Source organism: Chromobacterium sp. CCUG 30098, assembly GCF_059916605.1.
In genome coordinates this window covers 721428-741457 of record NZ_JAUCGS010000001.1, presented here as the reverse complement: position 1 = coordinate 741457, position 20030 = coordinate 721428, and the positions used below count along the sequence as shown (strand labels likewise).

16 protein-coding genes are annotated in these 20030 nt (G+C 59.0%); 9 read left to right on the top strand and 7 right to left on the bottom strand.

What is annotated here, in order from left to right:
• Nucleotides 1–820: 820 nt before the first annotated feature.
• The gene (locus QUG03_RS03515) at nt 821–1606 is read left to right on the top strand and encodes a sce7726 family protein (RefSeq protein ID WP_500819380.1); all 786 of its coding nucleotides are present in this window, start codon (nt 821–823) and stop codon (nt 1604–1606) included.
• Here the strand turns inward: QUG03_RS03515 and QUG03_RS03510 are convergent.
• The 4 genes from QUG03_RS03510 to QUG03_RS03495 form a co-directional block, all read right to left on the bottom strand.
• Nucleotides 1603–2682 carry a beta family protein gene (locus tag QUG03_RS03510; RefSeq protein ID WP_500819379.1) on the bottom strand — a complete coding sequence of 360 codons (1080 nt, stop codon included), beginning with the start codon at nt 2680–2682 and terminating at the stop codon, nt 1603–1605. The genes QUG03_RS03515 and QUG03_RS03510 overlap by 4 nt on opposite strands.
• Complete coding sequence (locus QUG03_RS03505; RefSeq protein WP_500819377.1) at nt 2672–3079, bottom strand: hypothetical protein; 408 nt, start codon at nt 3077–3079, stop codon at nt 2672–2674. The genes QUG03_RS03510 and QUG03_RS03505 overlap by 11 nt, the downstream gene beginning before the upstream one ends.
• A gap of 558 nt (nt 3080–3637) precedes the next feature.
• Nucleotides 3638–4708: an ATP-binding protein gene (locus QUG03_RS03500; protein WP_500819375.1), complete on the bottom strand. Its 1071-nt coding sequence runs from the start codon at nt 4706–4708 to the stop codon at nt 3638–3640.
• A complete protein-coding gene (locus QUG03_RS03495) occupies nt 4705–5442 on the bottom strand; it encodes a response regulator (protein WP_500819374.1) in 738 nt (245 codons plus the stop codon). Before QUG03_RS03495 ends, QUG03_RS03500 begins: the two co-directional genes overlap by 4 nt.
• 134 nt (nt 5443–5576) lie before the next feature.
• Between QUG03_RS03495 and QUG03_RS03490 the strand changes: the two genes are divergently transcribed.
• From QUG03_RS03490 to QUG03_RS03470, 5 genes are all read left to right on the top strand, one after another.
• Nucleotides 5577–6719, top strand: coding sequence for an efflux RND transporter periplasmic adaptor subunit (locus QUG03_RS03490; RefSeq protein ID WP_500819372.1), 1143 nt, complete (start codon nt 5577–5579; stop codon nt 6717–6719).
• 15 nt (nt 6720–6734) lie between these two features.
• Nucleotides 6735–9881, top strand: a complete 3147-nt coding sequence (locus QUG03_RS03485) for a multidrug efflux RND transporter permease subunit (RefSeq protein WP_500819370.1) — start codon at nt 6735–6737, stop codon at nt 9879–9881.
• Complete coding sequence (locus tag QUG03_RS03480) at nt 9878–11296, top strand: efflux transporter outer membrane subunit (RefSeq protein WP_500819369.1); 1419 nt, start codon at nt 9878–9880, stop codon at nt 11294–11296. The genes QUG03_RS03485 and QUG03_RS03480 overlap by 4 nt, the downstream gene beginning before the upstream one ends.
• Before the next feature lie 328 nt (nt 11297–11624).
• The gene (locus QUG03_RS03475) at nt 11625–13193 is read left to right on the top strand and encodes a sensor domain-containing diguanylate cyclase (RefSeq protein WP_500819368.1); all 1569 of its coding nucleotides are present in this window, start codon (nt 11625–11627) and stop codon (nt 13191–13193) included.
• A gap of 348 nt (nt 13194–13541) precedes the next feature.
• On the top strand, nt 13542–14192 hold the full coding sequence (locus tag QUG03_RS03470; RefSeq protein WP_500819367.1) for a hypothetical protein: 651 nt from the start codon (nt 13542–13544) through the stop codon (nt 14190–14192).
• 379 nt (nt 14193–14571) lie between these two features.
• Here the strand turns inward: QUG03_RS03470 and QUG03_RS03465 are convergent, their stop codons facing one another.
• Nucleotides 14572–14886, bottom strand: coding sequence for a hypothetical protein (locus QUG03_RS03465; RefSeq protein WP_500819366.1), 315 nt, complete (start codon nt 14884–14886; stop codon nt 14572–14574).
• Nucleotides 14887–15316: 430 nt separating this feature from the next.
• Between QUG03_RS03465 and QUG03_RS03460 the strand changes: the two genes are divergently transcribed.
• The 3 genes from QUG03_RS03460 (at nt 15317) to QUG03_RS03450 (ending at nt 17437) form a co-directional block, all read left to right on the top strand.
• A complete protein-coding gene (locus QUG03_RS03460; RefSeq protein ID WP_500819364.1) occupies nt 15317–16342 on the top strand; it encodes a DUF6896 domain-containing protein in 1026 nt (341 codons plus the stop codon).
• 317 nt (nt 16343–16659) lie between these two features.
• The gene (locus QUG03_RS03455) at nt 16660–17040 is read left to right on the top strand and encodes a hypothetical protein (protein WP_500819363.1); all 381 of its coding nucleotides are present in this window, start codon (nt 16660–16662) and stop codon (nt 17038–17040) included.
• A gap of 22 nt (nt 17041–17062) precedes the next feature.
• Nucleotides 17063–17437, top strand: coding sequence for a hypothetical protein (locus QUG03_RS03450; protein ID WP_500819361.1), 375 nt, complete (start codon nt 17063–17065; stop codon nt 17435–17437).
• 204 nt (nt 17438–17641) lie between these two features.
• Here QUG03_RS03450 and QUG03_RS03445 read toward each other — a convergent pair whose 3' ends face one another.
• Nucleotides 17642–18331: a Crp/Fnr family transcriptional regulator gene (locus tag QUG03_RS03445; protein ID WP_500819360.1), complete on the bottom strand. Its 690-nt coding sequence runs from the start codon at nt 18329–18331 to the stop codon at nt 17642–17644.
• A 221-nt stretch (nt 18332–18552) separates the two neighbouring features.
• A complete protein-coding gene (nirJ, locus tag QUG03_RS03440) occupies nt 18553–19764 on the bottom strand; it encodes a heme d1 biosynthesis radical SAM protein NirJ (RefSeq protein ID WP_500819359.1) in 1212 nt (403 codons plus the stop codon).
• Nucleotides 19765–20030: the final 266 nt, after the last annotated feature.

Genomic DNA, 20030 nt, shown 5'->3' with positions numbered 1-20030 from the left:
CCAAACCCACTGCCAACACTGCCAACTCTGCCAACACCTCTCCAATAGACTGATTTATATAGTTTTATCTGTTGGCAGTGAGTTGGCAGTGTTGGCAGTCAATTGGCAGTGAAGCCACCCCATCCCGCCCAGTTGGCAGTTTGCCCCTGCCAGTTGGCAGTGCTTTAGTCGCCACTGCCAACAACTAAACCCATACTAATCAGCAACTTAGAGACGAGTTGGCAGTGTTGGCAGCGTTGGCAGTGGTTTTTGCTACATGCGTAAGAAAAAAGCGCAGTTTAAAATCAATAGGCATATCATTTAAGGTACATTGCGTCAGCCTAGACAAAGGACATCACATGACGAAGATACGCTACACCCACTATCAACTGAACCGCACCAAGCCCCGATCGGTTTGGAATGAGCCAATGTGCAGCCCTTTGCTGGAGAGGGACCGAACCAGCTCCCTGGTATCAACCGCTACCTAAAAGGCACAAGAACAAAAATGCCATAAGGATTTAAATGTCCATGTTAGTTAGCATAATAGTTAGAAAATTTCATGCCCATTAATTACTTCATCGAAACCCATGATAAGTTCGCCATCCAGATGGCGTACAACCTCTCTGTATAAATTTGAGCTTTATGAGTCTTGATAGAACAGCTACCATTAGAACTAGTAAATTTTCTATCCTTTAGACAGCGCTCACCACATGCCAATGTGGTTGCGCAAATATTAATTAAATTCATTATTAAAACCTCAATACGTTTATATTTGCAAAGACCACTCCCAGTATAAATTAGGTATTTTTTATAAATATACTTTCAATAACAAACCGAATCCATGAATAACGTGCTTAACGAGAAAGACATAAAAGCGGCAGTAATACAAAAAATACGGTCTCGTATTAAAGGAGAAGAATTTACCTTAATTAATGAAATGGTTTTCAAAGATAAATCGCGAAGAGCCGATTTAGTAATAGCAGCCAAAAATCTACATGCATTTGAGATTAAAAGTGATGTCGACACTCTTAAACGCTTAGATGGACAAATGGGTGACTACTTAGAAACTTTCGATAAAGTCACGCTAGTTGTTTCATCTAAATATGTCACTGACGCCTTAAGCTTTAATCAACGAGTCGGAGTCTGGGAAGCTTACCAAAAAAAGAATGGCACAATCGCCATCCGCGTGTTACGTGCAGGGAAGACACAACCGATATCATCATATAATATCCTGTGCAACTTCCTATTAAAGCAAGAGCTTATTGAACTTGTACGCGCAAGCATCGGCAAGTTAGACTTAAGAAACTATTCGAGAGAAGATTTAATTCAACTATGTGACCAGCTCCCTCTTTCCACAATTAGAAAGGCTGCATTAAATGCAGTAACATGCCGCTATCAAGACCTGAGTCATATGTTCTTGGAAAAATGCTCAAATACTGTAACACCTGCAGACTTGTGCAATCTAAGCAAATCTAAAACAAAAAAACGACTCATTGAAGAGTCGTTAAGGGATTCAAAAAGGGAAAGACCCACCACCCAATTAAGAGCAATTAATTTAGAACGCTTTTTCCCATCGGGTGATGTCCCAGATAGCATTCCTCGCTTTATTCTGGTTCCTGAATTTTAAAGAATCCAGTCTTCATCATTTTCCTGATTATCTTTATTGTCAAAATTACGTAGCTGATAATCTATATGTAAATTTACCCTAACAGATATAGCAGTAACAGGGGAGTTTATTGTCACTCCTGCCCCACTCGCAGTATTTTTTATCATTTCAGCCCCCCAGCACATATTATCTGAAATATCCGGATGAGCTTCTAATAACTTCTGAGCGGCATCAATGAACCCCTCACTCTTTGTTCTAGGCCGCCTCTCAAAATACCAATATCCATCCTTAGGTAGGTCTATCCGCGGCAAGAAAACCCCACCACCCTCATCATAAACTACAGAATGTATCGAAGCATGATCACCATAGATAACAATATCGGATCCTATTTCATCAAAAAGAAGGTTTTCTAAGATATCAATCTTCCCAGAGGTCTCGCTTCCTTTATTTAGAAAGGCAGTAACTGATCTTGGAAAGCTAGTCCCAGCTAAAACACGTGGCACTTCAGGTACTTCATCAACTATTGTATTTATAGTATTTAATACACTCTCCAAAACCCCTGGCTTTATCAAATTTGTCGACAGATCACGGATATATGCTGCATCAATTACAATTAAAGCATTTTCTGGCCTTTGTAAGGCATAGAGTGATCTAAGAGTATTTTGCACATCCCCCCTAAATTCTTTTATTCTAAAAACCAAGGGCCTACCAAGTTTCTCCAAAGCAACCGCTTGCTGAACCGTCTCACGACCAGTCGCCCCGGATACAAACTGGACAATTGGAATTACAGATTTATTTTTTTCGACAAAATTAACCCAATTAGAAAAATTCCCATCTGGGTTCATCAATGCCTTTACCGCTTCATTTTGATGTTGCAATTCCTTTGTCAAATCCAATATATATCTTCTATCACCAACACATTCAGATATTTTCGCAACAGCTTTATCGCAATCCTCCGAGTTTCTCCACTTACCTAGTGTGACTATAGGGAGCAATAAATCTTTTGCTTCATTACTAAGATGAGAGTAACCAGCCAACTCCGCTTGTCTCGTTCTAATAATTGGGAAATAATTATAACTCTTAAAATCAATTTTCATTTTTACCCCTCGCTTCCTGCTCTTGTGGATTTGCCGTATACGCTGCGGATGACAACTTTGCTCTAATTGTATCCCTTATAGGAGCTGGATCAATAACAGATGATAAAGATGCCGATATATTTCTGTATGTAATTAGATCATTCTGAACAGCAAATAAATCGTCCTTATATTTAATAGAACTTTCTTGCGCCTTCACCAAATCAGATTCGATCTTCTCCAATGTTCTATATGCAGTAGAGCTTATGCAAATAGTAATTATTGCAGATGCGATCCACCCAGAGAGCGAAACAATATTTACATTACTATCTGGTTTAGACAAATAAATACCCATCGCAATACTTACCAAACCGATTAAAAGACTTATTATTGAAACAACTCTATCAAGATTTTTCGTCATCACCTACCACCAAAGCTGACAATGTCATAACCCTACTCTATTCACTCTCGTTTGCATATATTTTTCATATAGATTTTTTATTTCAATAATGTATCGATCAGACAGCGTCGCTCCATGTGTATAGATTTATTGTTGCAGCGCGAACATCCATTACATGAAGGACTTCAAGAGAACATTTCGAGAGAGACTCTAGCAGTAGCTAGAAGGGGACACTATGCACGGCTTAGTTGTTTCTGAGTGAAACGTCACAACATGCGATGATCGGAGTTGAGGAGCTTGCACTCCACCGTTGCGTTGGACATCAGCTTCTAAGATTTTTGAATGACCGCTTAAGCTCGAAAGTTAACACTCATTGTTTATATGGACTCACTCCTGGGGGCATCATCGGGGGCACACCCACATTTACCAAAAAATATAATTATTAAATATCAATTATTTAAAACATTACTTTGGCTCCTGTCGGGCCGCCACTTCTGCCTACAAAGCAGCAAGCGCCACAAATCAAAAAGCCGCTCCCGGCAACGGTGCGGCTTTTTTGCGTCCTGCTCGGCCCGTGGATCAGGGCGATGGCCGCCCCGGCTGCGGCCAGCTCAGCTCGAAGCGGCTGCCGCCGCCCGCCGGAATGCAGCGCGCCTCGCCGCCGTGGGCGCGGGCGATGGCGGCCACTACCGCCAACCCCAGGCCGCTGCCGCCCTTGCCGCTTTGGCGCGCCGCGTCGGCGCGGCGGAAGGCCTCGAACACATGCGGCGCGAAGTCCTCGGGAATGCCCGGGCCCTCGTCCTCCACCCGCAAACGGCACTGGCCGCCCGCCAGGCTCAACTGCACCCGCAGCAGGCCGGGCTGGGCGTAGCGGCGCGCATTGTCCAGCAAAGCCAGCAGCGCCTGGCGGATGCGCACCGGGTCGCAATGCGCCGGGCGCTCGTCCAGGTCCAGCACCGCCTGCAAGCCGGCCGCCAGCAACGCATCCTCAAACACCTCCACCACCGCGCGCACTTCGGCGGCCAGCTTGGTGTCCCGCATCTCGATGTCCAGATGCCCGCTTTCCTCCAGGCTGACCACCCGCAGGTCTTCGATCAGGTGGGCCAGGCTTTCCACCTGGGCCAGCAGCCGGCGAAACTGGTTCTCGTCCGGGGTGAACACCCCTTCCGCCAGCCCTTGCAGCCGGCCGCGCAGCACCGTCACCGGGGTGCGCAGCTCATGGGCGATGGCGGCGTTCCAGAACGCCTGCTCCTTGGTCATGCGCTGCAATTGGTCCGCCAGCGCATTGAAGTCGTCGGCCAGCGTCGCCGCCTCGCGCAGCGAACGGTCGCCGGCCGCCGCGCGCGCGTCCAGATCGCCCTGGGCGACCCGGCGTATGCCCTCCGCCACCGAGTTGAGCGGCACCAGGATGCGGCGCGCCAGGCGCAGGCCCATCACCACCGACAACGCCAGGCCCGCCACCGTGCTGGAAATCAGCCACACCCATTCCGGCATCGTCATCTTCCAGCCCGGCGATTCGAAATGCACCGGCCAGTAGGTCATCGCCACATAGTAGAAAGTGAAGCCGGTCACCACCACCAGCACGGTCACGCAGAAAGCCATCGTCGCCATCGACAGCGCGATCTGCCGGCTCAGCCCCGCCAGCCTCATTCCGCGCCCCACAGCTTGTAACCCACGCCGCGCACGCCCACCGGCACGCCGTCCACGCCGCACTCCTCCAGCTTCTTGCGCAGCTTGCTGATATGGCTGTCCACGGTGCGCTCCAGCGCGTCGCCTTCCGGCAGGCAGGCGGCCAGCAGCTCGGCGCGGCTGAACACCTTCCGCGGCGCGCGCGCCAATTGCGCCAGCAGTTTGAATTCGGTCAGGGTCAGCGTCAGCACATGGCGCTGCTTGCCGGCCAGCACCGCCACCTCGTGATTTTCCAGGTCGATCTCGAACGGCGCCGCGCGCAGCACCTGCGGCTCCGCCTGGCGCTCGCGGGACATGGAGCGGCGCAGCACCGCCTGGGTGCGCGCCACCACCTCGGCGGGGTTGAAGGGCTTGACCACGTAGTCGTCGGCGCCGATGCGCAGGCCCATCAGCTTGTCGATGTCCTGGTCCAGCGCCGTCAGCATGATCACCGGCGTGTCGCCGCGATGGCGGATTTCCGCCAGCACCTGCCAGCCGTCGGCGCGCGGCATCTGCACATCCAGCAGCACCAGGTCCGGCTTCAGCGACAGGTGCAGCTCCAGCGCCTGCCGGCCGTCCGCCGCGTGCGCGCAGCGCATGCCGCTGCGCGTCAGATAGGCGGTGAGTATCTCCGCGATCTCGGGTTCGTCTTCAGCGACGAGGATCAAGGCCTGGCGGTCTTGGCCCGCGCCGGGCGGTCGCATTGTCTGAGTCATGGCGCCGATTTCGCATCCTGTTTGCATCTCCATCGAATCTCCATGCTACCACACGGGAACCCCCATCCAGCCCCGGCATACTGCCGCCTGACTTTATACGGGCGGCCTGCCGTCCATGCTTGATTGGAGTGGAAATGAAGAGTAAACGAGCCAGCCTCTACGGCGGCGGCTGCCTGTTGGCGGCGGCGCTGCTAAGCGCTTGCGGCCAAGCCGAAACCCATACGCCGCCGCCGGCTATCCCGGTGCGCACCCTGACCGCGGCCCCGGCCCCGCTCAAGCTGAGCGAAGACCTGCCCGGCCGCGTGGCCGCGGTGCGGGTGGCGGAAATCCGGCCGCAAGTCAGCGGCATCGTGCTGCGCCGCCAGTTTGAGCAAGGCACCGAAGTGCGCGCCGGCCAGCCGCTGTTCCAGATCAACCCGGCGCCGTTCAAGGCGGAGGTGGACACCGCCGCCGCCGCGCTGCAACGCGCCGAAGCCGCGCTGGCGCGCGCGAAAGTGCAAACCGCCCGCCTCAAGCCGCTGGTGGAGAGCGACGCCATCAGCCGCCAGGTCTACGACGACGCCGCGTCCCAACGCGACCAGGCCGCCGCCGACGTGGCCCAGGCGCGCGCCACGCTGGCCCGCCGCCAGCTGGACTTGAAATTCTCCCGCGTCGAAGCGCCCATCGCCGGCCGCATCGACCAGGCCCTGGTCACCGAGGGCGCGCTGGTGGGCGGCGGCGACGCCGCCCCGATGGCGCGCATCCAGCAGATAGACCAAGTCTATGTGGACGTGCGCCAGCCGGCGGCGGCGCTGGAAGCCGTGCGCCAAAGCCTGGCCGCCCAGCCGGACAGCCCCGGCCACGGCCTGCCGGTGTCCATATTGCGCGACGACGGCGCGCCCTACGGCCTCAACGGCCGCATCCTGTTCTCCGGCGTCAACGTGGACGCCGGCACCGGCGACGTGCTGCTGCGCGTGCTGGTGGACAACCCCGAGCGGCGGCTGCTGCCCGGCATGTTCGTGCGCGCCCGGGTGCCGCGCGCCAGCTACACGGCGGCGCTGACCGTGCCGCAGCAGGCGGTGGTGCGCATCGGCGGCAAGACCCAGCTGTGGACCGTGGACGCCAAGAACCAGGCGCGGCTGAACGTGGTGGAGCTGGGCGAACTGGCCCACCGCCAGTACCGCATCCGCACCGGCCTGCGCGCCGGGCAAAAGGTCGTGGTCGAGGGCATGGAACGCCTCGCCGACGGCGCGGCGGTGGCCGCCAGCGAAGCCGCGCCCGCGGCCGCCAAAAGCTGAGCGGGGAAGATAGCCATGTCTCAATTCTTCATCCGCCGCCCGGTGTTCGCCTGGGTGATCGCCCTGTTCATCATCCTGCTGGGGCTGATCGCCATCCCGCAGCTGCCGATCGCGCGCTATCCCTCGGTGGCGCCGCCCTCGGTCACCATCACCGCCAGCTATCCCGGCGCCACGCCGCAGACCATGAGCGACGGCGTGCTCAGCCTGATCGAGCGCGAGCTGTCCGGCGTCAAGAACCTGCTGTACTTCGAATCCTCGGCCGACACCTCCGGCGTCGCCCAGATCACCGTCACCTTCAAGCCGGGCACGGACCCGGAACTGGCGCAGGTGGACGTGCAGAACAAGCTCAAGGCGGTGGAACCGCGGCTGCCCGCCCCGGTGCGCCAGAACGGCGTGATGGTGGAATCCGCCTCCTCCGGCTTCCTGATGCTGATCGGCCTGCGCTCGGACAGCGGTCGCTTTGACGAAGGCGCGCTCAGCGACTACCTGTCGCGCAATATCGCCGAAGAACTGCGCCGCATCGAAGGCGTGGGCCGCGTGCAGCAGTTCGGCACCGAGCAAGCGATGCGCGTATGGGTGGACCCGGCCAAGCTGATCACCTACGGCCTGTCCATGAGCGAGCTCACCGCCGCCATCGCCCAACAAAACGTCCAGATCGCCCCCGGCAGCCTGGGCGCCGCGCCGGCGCTGCCCGGCCAGCGCGTCACCGTGCCGCTCACCGTGCAGGGCCAGCTGACCGCGCCGGAAGAGTTCGCCGCCATCGTGCTGCGCGCCAACGCCAACGGCTCCAAAGTGGTGCTGGGCGACGTGGCGCGGGTGGAGATAGGCTCCCAGGGCTATTCCTTCGTCAGCCGCGAAAACGGCAAGCCCGCCTCCTTCGCCGGCGTGCAGCTGGCGCCGGGCGCCAACGCGGTGAAAACCGCGGAAGCGGTGCGGGCGCGGCTGGCCGAGTTGAGCAAATCCATGCCGGCCGGCATCAGCTACTCGGTGCCCTTCGACACCGCGCCCTTCGTCAAGATCTCCATCGAAAAAGTGATCTACACCCTGCTGGAAGCCATGGTGCTGGTCTTCCTGGTGATGTATCTGTTCCTGCAAAACGCGCGTTACACGCTGATCCCGGCCATCGTCGCTCCGGTGGCCATGCTGGGCACCTTCGCCGTGATGCTGGCCACTGGCTTCTCCATCAATGTGCTGACCATGTTCGGCATGGTGCTGGCCATCGGCATCATCGTGGACGACGCCATCGTGGTGGTGGAAAACGTGGAACGGCTGATGGCGGAAGAAGGCCTGTCGCCGCGCGACGCCACCTCCAAGGCGATGAAGGAAATCACCGGCGCCATCGTCGGCATCACCCTGGTGCTCACCGCCGTCTTCATCCCCATGGCGCTGTCCAGCGGCTCCGTCGGCGTCATCTACCAACAGTTCTCGCTGTCCATGGCCGTGGCCATCCTGTTCTCCGCGCTGCTGGCGCTGACGCTGACCCCGGCGCTGTGCGCCACCATGCTCAAGCCCATCCCGCAGGGACACCATGAAAAGCGCGGCTTCTTTGGCTGGTTCAACCGCCGCTTCGCCCAGCTCACCGCCTGGTACGAAACCCGCGTCGGCCGGCTGATAGGCCGCGCCGGCCGCGTGATGCTGCTGTTCCTGGCCATCTCCGGCGCGCTGGCCGCCGGCTTCAAGGCGCTGCCCTCCTCCTTCCTGCCGGAAGAAGACCAAGGCTATTTCATGACCAGCTTTCTCCTGCCCGCGGACGCCACCGTCGAGCGCACCCGCGACGTGGTTAAAACGCTCGATGACCATCTGGCGACGCGCCCTGCGCTCCAGTCCAGCATCTCCATCATCGGTTACGGCTTCTCCGGCTCCGGCCCCAACGCGGCGCTGAACTTCGCCGTGCTCAAAGACTGGAAACAACGCGGCGGCGCCAGCACCCTGGAAGAAGCCATGCTCGCCCAACAGCGCCTGTCCACCACCACCGAAGGCGCGGCGATGAGCCTGCTGCCGCCGGCCATTGACGAACTGGGCACCAGCTCCGGCTTCAGCCTGCGGTTGCAAGACCGCGCCAACCAGGGCCACGCCGCGCTGAAAGCGGCCGAAGCCAAACTGCTGGAGCTGGCCTCCCGCAGCAAGATCGTCCAGGGCGTCTACCCGGACAGCCTGCCGGCCGGCACCAGCGTGCGCCTGGATATAGACCGACAAAAGGCCGAAGCGCTGGGCGTGTCCTTCAGCAGCGTCAGCGACACCCTGTCCACCGCCATGGGCTCCACCTACGTCAACGACTTCCCGCACGCCGGCCGCATGCAGCAAGTCATCATCCAGGCCGACGCGCCGGCGCGCATGCAGCTGGACAATGTGCTCAAGCTCTACGTGCGCAACGCCAGCGGCGGCATGGTGCCGCTGGCGGAAGTGGTGCGCCCGGCCTGGTCCGAAACCCCGCTGCAACTGGTGCGCTTCCAGGGCTACCCGTCCGCCCGCCTCTCCGGCGGCGCCGCGCCCGGCTACTCCAGCGGCGCGGCCATGGCCGAGATGGAACGGCTGGCCGAGCAACTGCCGCCCGGCTTCGCGCTGGCCTGGACCGGCCAATCGCTGCAAGAACGCCAGTCCGCGTCCCAGGCGCCGATGCTGATGGCGCTGTCCATGATCGTGGTGTTCCTGGTGCTGGCCGCGCTGTACGAAAGCTGGGCCATCCCGCTGTCCGTGATGCTGGTGGTGCCGCTGGGCCTGATCGGCGCCATCGGCGCGGTAATGCTGCGCGGCATGCCCAACGACGTGTTCTTCAAAGTGGGCCTGATCACCGTGATTGGCCTGTCCGCCAAGAACGCCATCCTGATCATCGAGTTCGCCAAACAACTGCATGAAGAAGGCAAGAGCCTGGTGGAAGCCGCGGTGCAAGCCTCCCGCCTGCGGCTGCGCCCCATCCTGATGACCTCGCTGGCCTTCGGCCTGGGCGTGCTGCCGCTGATGCTGGCCACCGGCGCCAGCGCCGAAACTCAGAACGCCATCGGCACCGGCGTGTTTGGCGGCATGGTCACCGCCACCGTGCTGGCCATCTTCTTCGTACCCGTGTTCTTCGTGGTGGTGATGAGCGCGCAAGCGCGCCTCGCCAGCTGGCGCAAGCCGCGTCCGGCCCCGGCCCCCACCCCGGAACAGAAAGTAGAACCATGAGATTGCCCCTCCTCCCCCTGTCCTTGAGCGTGGCGCTGGCGCTGAGCGTCTCCGCCTGCTCGCTGACCCAGCCCTTGCGCAAGCCGGAGCCGCCGGTGCCGGCCCGCTACGCGGCGACGGCCGACGCGGCCGACCTCAACGCCAACGCCGCGGACCTGGGCTGGCGCACCATGTTCGGCGACCGCCGGCTGCAAAGCCTGATCGAACTGGCGCTGCGCAACAACCGCGACCTGCGCCTGGCGGCTCTCAACGTGGAAGCCGCCGAAGCCCAGTACGGCATCCAGCGCGCCGCGCGGCTGCCGTCCGTGGACGCCGGCGCCGGCCTCACCCGCCAGCGCACCCCGGCCAACCGCGAAACCGATCCGATCACCCCGGCAGCCGTGCAAAATCAGTACGGCGTCAACCTGGGCGTCAGCGCGTTTGAGATCGACCTGTTCGGCCGCGTGCGCTCCCTGTCAGACGCCGCCTTCGCCCGCTACCTGGCCACCGACCACGGCCGCCGCGCCGCGCAAATCGCCCTGGTGGGCGCGGTGGCGGACGCCTATTTCGCGGAACGGCTGGCGCGCGAACAACTGGCGCTGGCGGAACGCACCCAGGCGGACTGGCGGCAATCGCTGGCGCTGGCGCGCCGGCTCAAAAACGCGCAACAGGCCGGCGGCCTGGACGTGGCCCAGGCCGAAGGCCAGGTGGCCAGCGCCGATGCCGACCTGGAAGCGCGCACCCGCGCCGCGGACCAGGCGCGCAACGCGCTGCGCCTGCTGCTGGGCGCGGAACCGCCAGAAGACCTGCCCGAGCCGCTGCCGCTGGACCGCCAGCCGGTGGTGACCCGGCTGGCCGCCGGCCTGCCCTCGGAACTGCTGTTCCGCCGCCCGGACATCCTGCAAGCCGAACAACAACTGGAAGCCGCCAACGCCGACATCGGCGCCGCGCGCGCCGCCTTCTTCCCGCGGCTGTCGCTGAGCACCTCCGCCGGCTTCCTCAGCCCCGGCCTGCGCAATCTGTTCGACGGCGGCCAACACGTGTGGAGCTTTGCGCCGCAAATCAACATCCCGCTGTTCCAAGGCGGCCGGCTGCGCGCCGAACTGCGGCTGGCGGAAGTGCGCAAATCCAGCGCCGTGGCCGAATACGAACGCGCCATCCAGATCGCCTTCCGCGAAGTGGCCGACGGCCTGGCCGGCCGCGAAACCTTCAGCCGCCAGATCGACGCCCAGGCGCGAGTGGTGGCCAGCGCGGAACGCCGCGCGGACCTGTCCAGCCTGCGCTACCGCGCCGGCGTGGACGGCCGGCTGGAACTGCTGGACGCCCAGCGCCAGCTCTACGCGGCGCAACAAGCGCTGCTGGACCTGCGCCGCAGCCAGCTGAGCAACGCCATAGCCTTGTACAAGGCGCTGGGCGGCGGCCTCACCGAAACGTAAGAACCTGTTTACGATCTGCTGCGCGTCGGCAGGATGGATAGAAAAGGGCGTTGAAACCCGCTTCGAAATGCTCATGTACCGCTCGTACATTCCGCTTTTTCGCTAGTTTTCGCCTTGTCTCGCCTTAGCTCGCGAAATCGTAAACACGTTCTAAGAGCGGCGAACAAACCCCTGATGCGGCGTTGCGCCGCCGGCCAGCGCCCACCCCTTGTCCCCTCCTTTCGCGCGGCCCACGCGGCCGCGCTCTTTTTTACCCCGCCCCCCGCCTTGCAATCCCGCGCCCGTGGATACAAACATAAAGCTGTACCCCCCCATTGGCCGCACCAAGATGAAGCTTCTCTCCCACCTCTGGCCGCGCAGTTTCCGGCTGCGGCTCAGCCTGCTGTTTGGCGGCCTGTTCCTGCTGGCCTCCTTGCTGGACACCGCGCTGGAACCGCGGATAAACCAGGGCCTGCTGCAAGACAAGGGCGAAGCCTTGCAAGCCACCGCGCGCGGCATCGCCAAATCCCTGGCCGCCGGCCTCAGCCAACGGCGGCGAGAACTGGCGCTGCACACGCAAACCCCGGTCCTCCTCAACGCGCCGCTGGACAGCCCGGCGCTGCGCAGCGGCCTGGAACGGATCAGGCTGCACAACCCGGACTACGCCTGGCTGGGCGTGATTGCCCCGGACGGCCGCATTGTCTCCGCCAGCGGCGCCGCGCCGTCCCCCCGCATCGAATTCGCCGCCCCGCTGCACGACGAAGCCGGCAAGCTGCGCGGCGCGCTGGCCGCCCAAAGCGCCTGGGCCTGGGTGGCAAAGCTGATCGACGAACGTCTGCCGCTCAACAGCGCCGGGGACGCGCCGCAAGTCTTCATCGTCAATCAGAACAACGCCCCGCTGTTTCCGCCCGGCGCGCCGGACCAAGCCGGCATGCCCGCGCCGCTGAGCGGGCCGGGCTACCAACAGGGCGACTGGGCCGACGGCGAAACCTACCTCTACGCCGACGCCAAGATAGACGACGCCCCCGGCCTCGGCTGGCGCGTCATCGTCCGCCAAACACCCCCGCAAGCGCCGGCCACGCTCAACCGGCTGCGCTCCGCGCTAAGCCTGCCCGGCTGGATCGTCACCCTGTTGCTGATGATCGTGGTCTACCGGCTGGCCGCCGCCTTCAGCCGCCCGCTGGAAACCCTGGCCCACACCGCCCAGCGCGTCAGCGCCGGCGACGAACAGGCGGACTGGAGCTTGCGCAGCGGCGCCCGCGAACTGCAACAACTGTCCCAAGCCATGCAGCAGATGACCGCCACCCTGCTGGCGCGCCGCGGCGAACTGGCCGCCGCCAACGCCGGCCTGGAACAAAAAGTGGAGGAACGCACCGAAGCGCTGAGCGAAGCCAAGCGCCAACTGGAGGAAAGAGCGGCGCTATTGGAACAACTGGCGCGCAGCGACGCGCTGACCGGCCTGGGCAACCGCATGGCCGCCGCGGAATGGCTGACCGCGGAATACCAACGCTACCACCGCAGCCGCGCGCCCTACTCCGTGCTGCTGCTGGACGTCGACCACTTCAAGCGCGTCAACGACAACCACGGCCACGCGGTGGGCGACCAGGTGCTGCAACAGATTGCCGCCACCCTGCACGCGGCGGCGCGCGCCACCGACTTTGCCGCCCGCTACGGCGGCGAAGAGTTTCTGCTGCTGCTGCCGGATACCGACGCCGAAGGCGCGCTGGTGCTGGCCGAGCGCGTGCGCGCGGCGGTGTCCGCCGCCGCCGACACCGCTGCCGGCGTGGTCACTGTCAGCATAGGCGCGGCCAGCGCGCATGACGACGATGCCAGCCACGAAACCATCGTCCAGCGTGCGGACGAGGCTTTGTATCGGGCCAAGGCGAATGGGCGGAATCGGGTGGAGGGGGCGGGGTGAGGGATTGACGTGATTTTTTGTGAACGCTTGCCGGCCGAAGTGGCCAGATATGCTTTTATGCTAGCATGACTGCTATCGGCCAAAAGCTGCCCTTCATCACGGACAGCTAGCAGCCAGGAGCGGAAATTCACAGATCGAAACGCTTAATCCACAGCCGACCATAGACATGCTATCCATAGATTGCGTAGCCTCAGGGAACGCCTTGTCGCTTCTGCTCCATTGCTGGTTGGCTCATTTCAAGCGTTTAGCACAATGAAATAAATTGACTGCAAATGGATGAGGAAGATTTCATCACAGATGTGGCCCAATCAATTTAGTTACCAATATTAAATAAAGAAGATGCTGATAATGAAAGAAACCCTTGGCAGGCTATATCTATGGCAAATAGCCCTCGATAGAATCATTCAACTTCTGGCACTTAGGCAGCGAGTTGACCGATTCTACAAAACTGGTCGACCACTGCACATTACCGAAGCATATGACAAAGAGCGCATAAGATTAAAAACTGGCCTTCAACTTGAGGGGGAGGCATTAGATCGCTTCGAAGAGGAACATGGCTCTTTATTTCCCGACATTCATGACACCCATCTTATTAATGAGCTATTAACTGAAGAAATAATTATTAAATTTTGCACTATTTTTAACAGCGGCCATGGGAAAAATGGGATTATTGCCAACAACAAGAAAGGATTTTGGGAACCGGTTATCGACGAGATAGTTTCAGAAGCATTCCCTGATGATATTAAAGTTAAATTTATTGAATTTATAGAAGATGCCAAAGCATACCGCGACAAGCGTGGCGCTCACTTTGACCAAGAAAGCTTTAACATGGAACATGGTAGTAAAAAACCCGATGAAGACGGGATTGTTTATAGCGTAGGCTGGAGTAGCGCCCTACTTGAATTTAACTGGGACTTTGCAAATGACACCCTCCCTGCCTTTGGTAAATCCTTGAATTGCTATATTAAAAAACTACAAAAAGAAGCTGAAATAATTTAGAGGATGATTTCGAAGTATAGCGATTTGCCAAATGGTTTCCTCCGCTCACGGGATTCGGCTAAAGCTTGCCTCCCAACCAAAAGTTATAGAGGCGTCCTCTTCAAATAGATCATCAGCTATTAGACAACAGCTATGGGCCGTAAGCCACCACACCCAAACCACAACTTGACTGTTCGTTTCGGACCCGAACCATCACCTATTATCGAGAAGGCATCCCTAATCAAAGGTTATATTCATTGTCAAAAAAAGCCTCTATCTGCCTCTGAGTCCATCACACTACAAATCTGTTTAAAAAGCACATCCTACCACTTTGCAGCAAGCATATAAAATCAACACATGACTTTGATCATCGGGTTGAATACAGGCTCAACCACAACACTTATGCTTCCAGCTCCTTAACAGGCATCCCAAAATTGAGTGCAGCCTCAAGCACTTCTTTAGCCAACAAGTCATCTTCAATGATCAAGGCATGCTTTGTCTGCTCATTAAATAGGTGATAAACCGGCCCATCCTGAACAAGCTCCTGTACCTCCAAGCCTTTTTCTCTACAGGCAACCACAATACGGCGTCCTTCTCGGCTCTCGAACCTTCCCAAATCTATAAGAGCCTTCCCCCGTAAGCGAGACATCACCTCTGTTGCTGATAGCAAAGAATATTCTGGCAGCACTGACCTCATGGCCTTGATATCTTGCACAGTAGGTCCCTCTCTTGAGAAAGCAAGCGAAAGGGCAAGCCGCTGTTTACGAACACAGAGTACTACCCAGCCCGGCTCTGTCCCGTTCCATAGATACTCATACTCCCTCATGAATCCATCTTCAGCCTTCTTAAATAACAAGCCTTGACTCCCTCAAAAATTGTATTAATAGCAAAACCAGATTCTTCTGCTGATGAAAATGAAAATCCAAATGAACGATGCACTATTCAATACCATTAAGACGAATAGTTAGCCCTATAACAACACCGCCCCTCATCGAGGAAGTGAAAAAATCATACAACCTCACAGGACCACTTATCAATTCCTGCAAATACAAAGAACATCACACCCAATCCGAATCACATGACAATACTTATGATATTGCAGTACACTTTCGTTAATTAAACAACTCAGGCACTCCAAAAAAAACATGGATAAACAACTTGCGCAACTAATCGCCGATTATCAACGAGCTGTTGGCACTATCGCTTCACTAATGTCGAAATCGGGCATCGAACCTCTATCCCAGATTAGTGAATCACTTAACTCTAACGTCCCTATTCAAGGAGAACTAAATGGAGGAGTTAGGTATTTTAAAAATGAGCACGGCTATTGCGTACATTTACCCGAAGGCGAAATTAATTTCAGCTTTGGCCAACAGGGCGAAATTGACGAATTTAATGAATGGCATTTGTGGAAATTCTGCCAGCGCCAGCCAAACATCTATGCATTTGACTCTCAGCAATCTCTCCTAAATTGTGTTGAACAAGCCCTCCAAAAAAGAATGCTTTTCGCCACCCCCAACACAACCTACTACGTGGTTGACTCAATAAAGTTACTGGGGGTAGAGGCTGCTCGTATCTTAGCCACCGGCAATGCTCTCCCCCATAGGACCCGAGATAGCATACTGATGCTTTCCTCTCAGTGCTTTGATTCTGCAAACCTGATGTTCGAGCACTACGACGCAGTTAACCGTCTTTTGACAAAGAGGCAGAACCTCAGCGACTCCAGCAGACTGAAGTTCCGTGTATACCTCCTTTCTTGGTTAGGGTATCTACACACAACTGTTGAAGGATTTGAACATGCAGGAATGCGGCTCCTTTTACAAAACAAGCGCCCGGAGAGCTTTCTGGAACTGATTCCCAAAAGCGATAAGATCGGTAAGCTAGTTAAGCGACATGCTAACGATCTCCGGGTATTGCGCAATGACATTTTCCATCTTCGGACCGACAACGAAGCACTCAAGCAATTCTTCCATGACGATGGCAAACGAATGGAATGGGCTAAAGAACTACATTCTACATTCGCGTCCTTCTTCTCTGCCTACAGAGTTCTAGCCGAAGTGGAGTATTTATACAGCGGGCGCTTTGATGAGAGCCAGATACGGCAAGAGAACATAAAACGCAGGATAAAGAAGGCAGAGAAGAGCACAACGAAACTGCCACTCGCAAAGTAAACATAAGGTTTCCTGCTCAATCACATACACCTCCCCCACCTTGACGCCCCCTCCCAGCCTGTTTAGGCTTGGTCCCGCGTCGTGCCCAATACGCGACGCAGGGCTTGCAAACCCAAAATCGTTTAACCGCAGACTAAATCGTGTCCGCTTTGGCACCGTTACGTCTGCTGCCACGCCGTACCCATTCGGGGCGGGCCGTGGCAGGGAGCCTCTCGGGGCTGCCGGTCTATTGGTTAAACGAACCGGTTTTGCAACCTTGTCATGTGCCTGCCCCAGCCTCGCCTGGGCAGGTTTCCACAGATGACATGGAGACCGTGATGACCTTCTCTACCTTTCCCCCCGCCATGCCGCCGCCCGCCTGCCCCCATTGCGCAGGCCAAGCCGCCACACCCTCCGCTGCACCCTTGATGGAGCAGTTGCACCGCTGTTCAAAGCGCTTGCCCGCCGTTGCCGGCGATATGGTGCAGCTGGGCGAACTGGGCCAGCAGCTAAACCATTGCTATGTCGAACTGGACACCGCGCTGCTGTGCGGCCTGATGGACATGCGCGCCGCCCACACCGGCTTACAAGCCTTGATCACCTTGTTGGAACGCCGCGACGAGCCAGTGCTGTTCACCAGCGAGGATGCGCTGGCCTTGCTGGAACCGATACAGCAACGTTTGCAACGCGGCCTGGAGCACGTCAATGGCTTACTGTGACGACCGGAGAGGGAGGCTGGCCATGATGCAACTGCTAGTCCAGCACAACGAGGCGCTGAAACGCGCGGCGCGCTTGATTGTGGATTACGAGATGCGCCTGGGGGTGATTGCGTTGACGGACGACGACCCGGCGGCGGCCATCTTGCCGGAGATCCAGCAGGCGCTGGCGGCTTTCCATCATTGGCACAAATGGCAAGGCAAGCACGAACAAGCCCGCGCCGTCTTGTTGCAAATGTGGGCGTCCGGCAAGTGGACCAACCGCGACACCTGTGCGCGGCTGTGTTACCGGCAGGCCGGTTTCAGCAATATGGCCATTGCCCGCCAGGCGCTGGTGGGCGCGCCCGCGCCGGAGCTGTCGGCCGAGCGGAGGCAACGCGTGGTGTGGATAGAACCGTAGGCATACCCGGTCAGTAGCCGGCTATCCAAACGGTTGAGGCGGGGCGCGCTAAGAACCTGTTCTAAGAGCGTGTTTACGATCTCGCGAGCTAGGACGAGACAAGGCGAAACCGGCTGAGAAAGCGGAATGTACAAGTGGTACATGAGCATTTCGAAGCGGGTTTCAACGCCGTATCGCCGACGCGCAGCAGATCGTAAACAGGTTCTAAGCGCAGTTGCCAAACGCTTTCAAGCGCTCCACATCCACCAGCGTGATGTCGCGCCCGTCCACCTGGATCAGCTCCGCCTCGATCAACTGGTGCAGCATGCGCGAGAAGGTTTCCGGCGTCAGGTTGAGCCGGGAGGCGATCAGGCTTTTGTTCACCGGCAGCGATACCTGCGGCGTCAGGCTGTCGCCGTCTTCCGGGATGTGTTGCAGCAGATAGCCAATCACCCGCTGCAAGGAGCTTTCGATGGAGTAGCGCTCCACGTCCCGCACCAGGCCGTGCAGGCGCAGCGACAGGCCGGCCAGCAAGCGCCGGGCGAAGGCCGGGTCGTGGTCTATCGCTTGCAGGATGCCGGCCGCCTCCACCTTGAGCAGCATGCCGTCTTCCAGAAACTGGGCCATCACCGGGCAGGGCCGGCCCAGGAACATCACCGCCTCGGCAAAGCTTTGGCCGGGGTGGATGATTTCCATCACTTTTTCACTGCCCTGCGCCGAGGACAGCGCCAGTTTCACCCGGCCGTACACCACCAGGAACATGCCGTCGCAGGGGTCGCCCTTCTGGAAGATCACCTGGCCCTTGAGGCCGCGCAGTTCTTGGGTGTGCGGCACCAGCGCCTGGATCTGTTCCGGGGAGAGTTGCTGAAACAGCGGCTGGTGGCGCAGGAAGGAAGGGATGTCCAGATGGCTCATGACGGTGTGGCTCGATGATGGGGTAGGTTCTCACTATAAAAGCGCGTTCCGCCAACGACCATGCGCCATTGGCAGCAGCCGCCTAGTTCGATGTGATTAGAAAAAGGCCGGCAGCTTCAATATGTTGAAGCGTTGCATGGATACCTGGGAAACCGCGTGTTCGACGTTTTGAACCATCATCCCTCTCAAAGAGATCGTAAACAGGCTCTACGGCGCTCGCCTCAATGTCGGGCCTCCCGGCTCCACGGCGTCAGCGCCGGCCGCGCGTGGCGGCCCGGCTCCACGCCGATTTCCGCGTCGCTCAGATAACAGGCCGGGTCCGCCGCCCAGAAATCCCCGCTCAGCTCCCAGGCGCGCACCCGGGTGTTGCCGTTGCAGATGTCCAGGTGGCCGCAAGCGCCGCAGCGGCCAGCCACCGGGCGCGGGGATTGGCGCAGGCCGCTCATCAAGGGGTGATGCGGCTGTTGCCAGATCGTAGAAAACGGCCGTTCCCGCACATTGCCCAGCGTCACCTTCCACCACATGGTGTCCGGGTGCACATTGCCCAGGTTGTCGATATTGGCGATGTGGACGCCGCTGGCGTTGCCGCCCCAGCGCCGCAGCGCCCGCAGCAGCGCGTCGGCGCGCTCCGGATAATGCCGGCGCGCCCAGTGCAGCAGGTAGACGCCGTCCGCGTCGTTGTTGCCGGTGACGAAGTCCCTCGGCCGGCCGGCGTCCAGCTGGGCCATCGCCTGCTGGATCAGCAGTTCCAGCGCCCAGCGGCTGCGGACGTGGCGGGCGTCGTCGGCGCGGTGCTTGTTGCCGCGTCCGGCGTAGTTGAGGTGGGAGAAGTAGAACTTGTCGATGTCTTCGTCCGCCATCAGTTGCAGCAGCGCCGGCAGGTCCGCGGCGTTGTCATTGGTCATGGTGTAGCGGATGCCCACTTTCAGGCCGGCGTCGCGCGCCAGCCGCAGGCCCTGCAAGGCCAGATCAAAGCCGCCGTCCAGCCGCCGGAAGCGGTCATGGGTGGCGCCGATGCCGTCCAGGCTGACGCCCACGTAGTCAAAGCCGATATCCGCCAGCGTGGCGGCGGCGGCCGGGTCTATCAGGGTGCCGTTGCTGGACAGGCCGATATAGAAGCCCAGCGCCTTGGCGCGCCGGGCGATGGCCGGCAGGTCCGGCCGCAACAGCGGTTCGCCGCCGGACAGGATCAGCACGCGCACGCCGTAGGCGTGGAGATCGTCCAGCACCGCATAGGCTTCTTCGGTGCTCAGTTCGCCGGCGAAGTCGCGGTTGGCGGAGGTGGAGTAGCAGTGCTGGCAGGTGAGGTTGCAGCGGCGGATCAGGTTCCAGATCACCACTGGGCCTTGCGGGCCGACGGGCATGGCGCGGCCCGGCGGTTGGGACGCCGCCGGCTCGCGCAGCAGGCGCAGGTATTGGGTTAATCGCAACATGGCCGGCTCCGCCGCGGGAAGATGGCTCAGTGTGCGGCCGGGGGCGGCGGCGGCTCCTTGACGCGGGTCAATGGAATCTGGGCAAGCAAACTTGATTTGCACAAGGTCGAGGACGCCGCTGGCGAAACGTCACCGCCAGCGCGTATCCGACGCGCCCCCACTCCCTTCAAGCCTGCCGTCGGGTGGCAGGCCCGAGGTCTTAAGCGGCTGCCCTGTTTGAGCGATTTGACGTTAGCAAATCGCGAGTTCAGCCGCGCCTCGGGCCT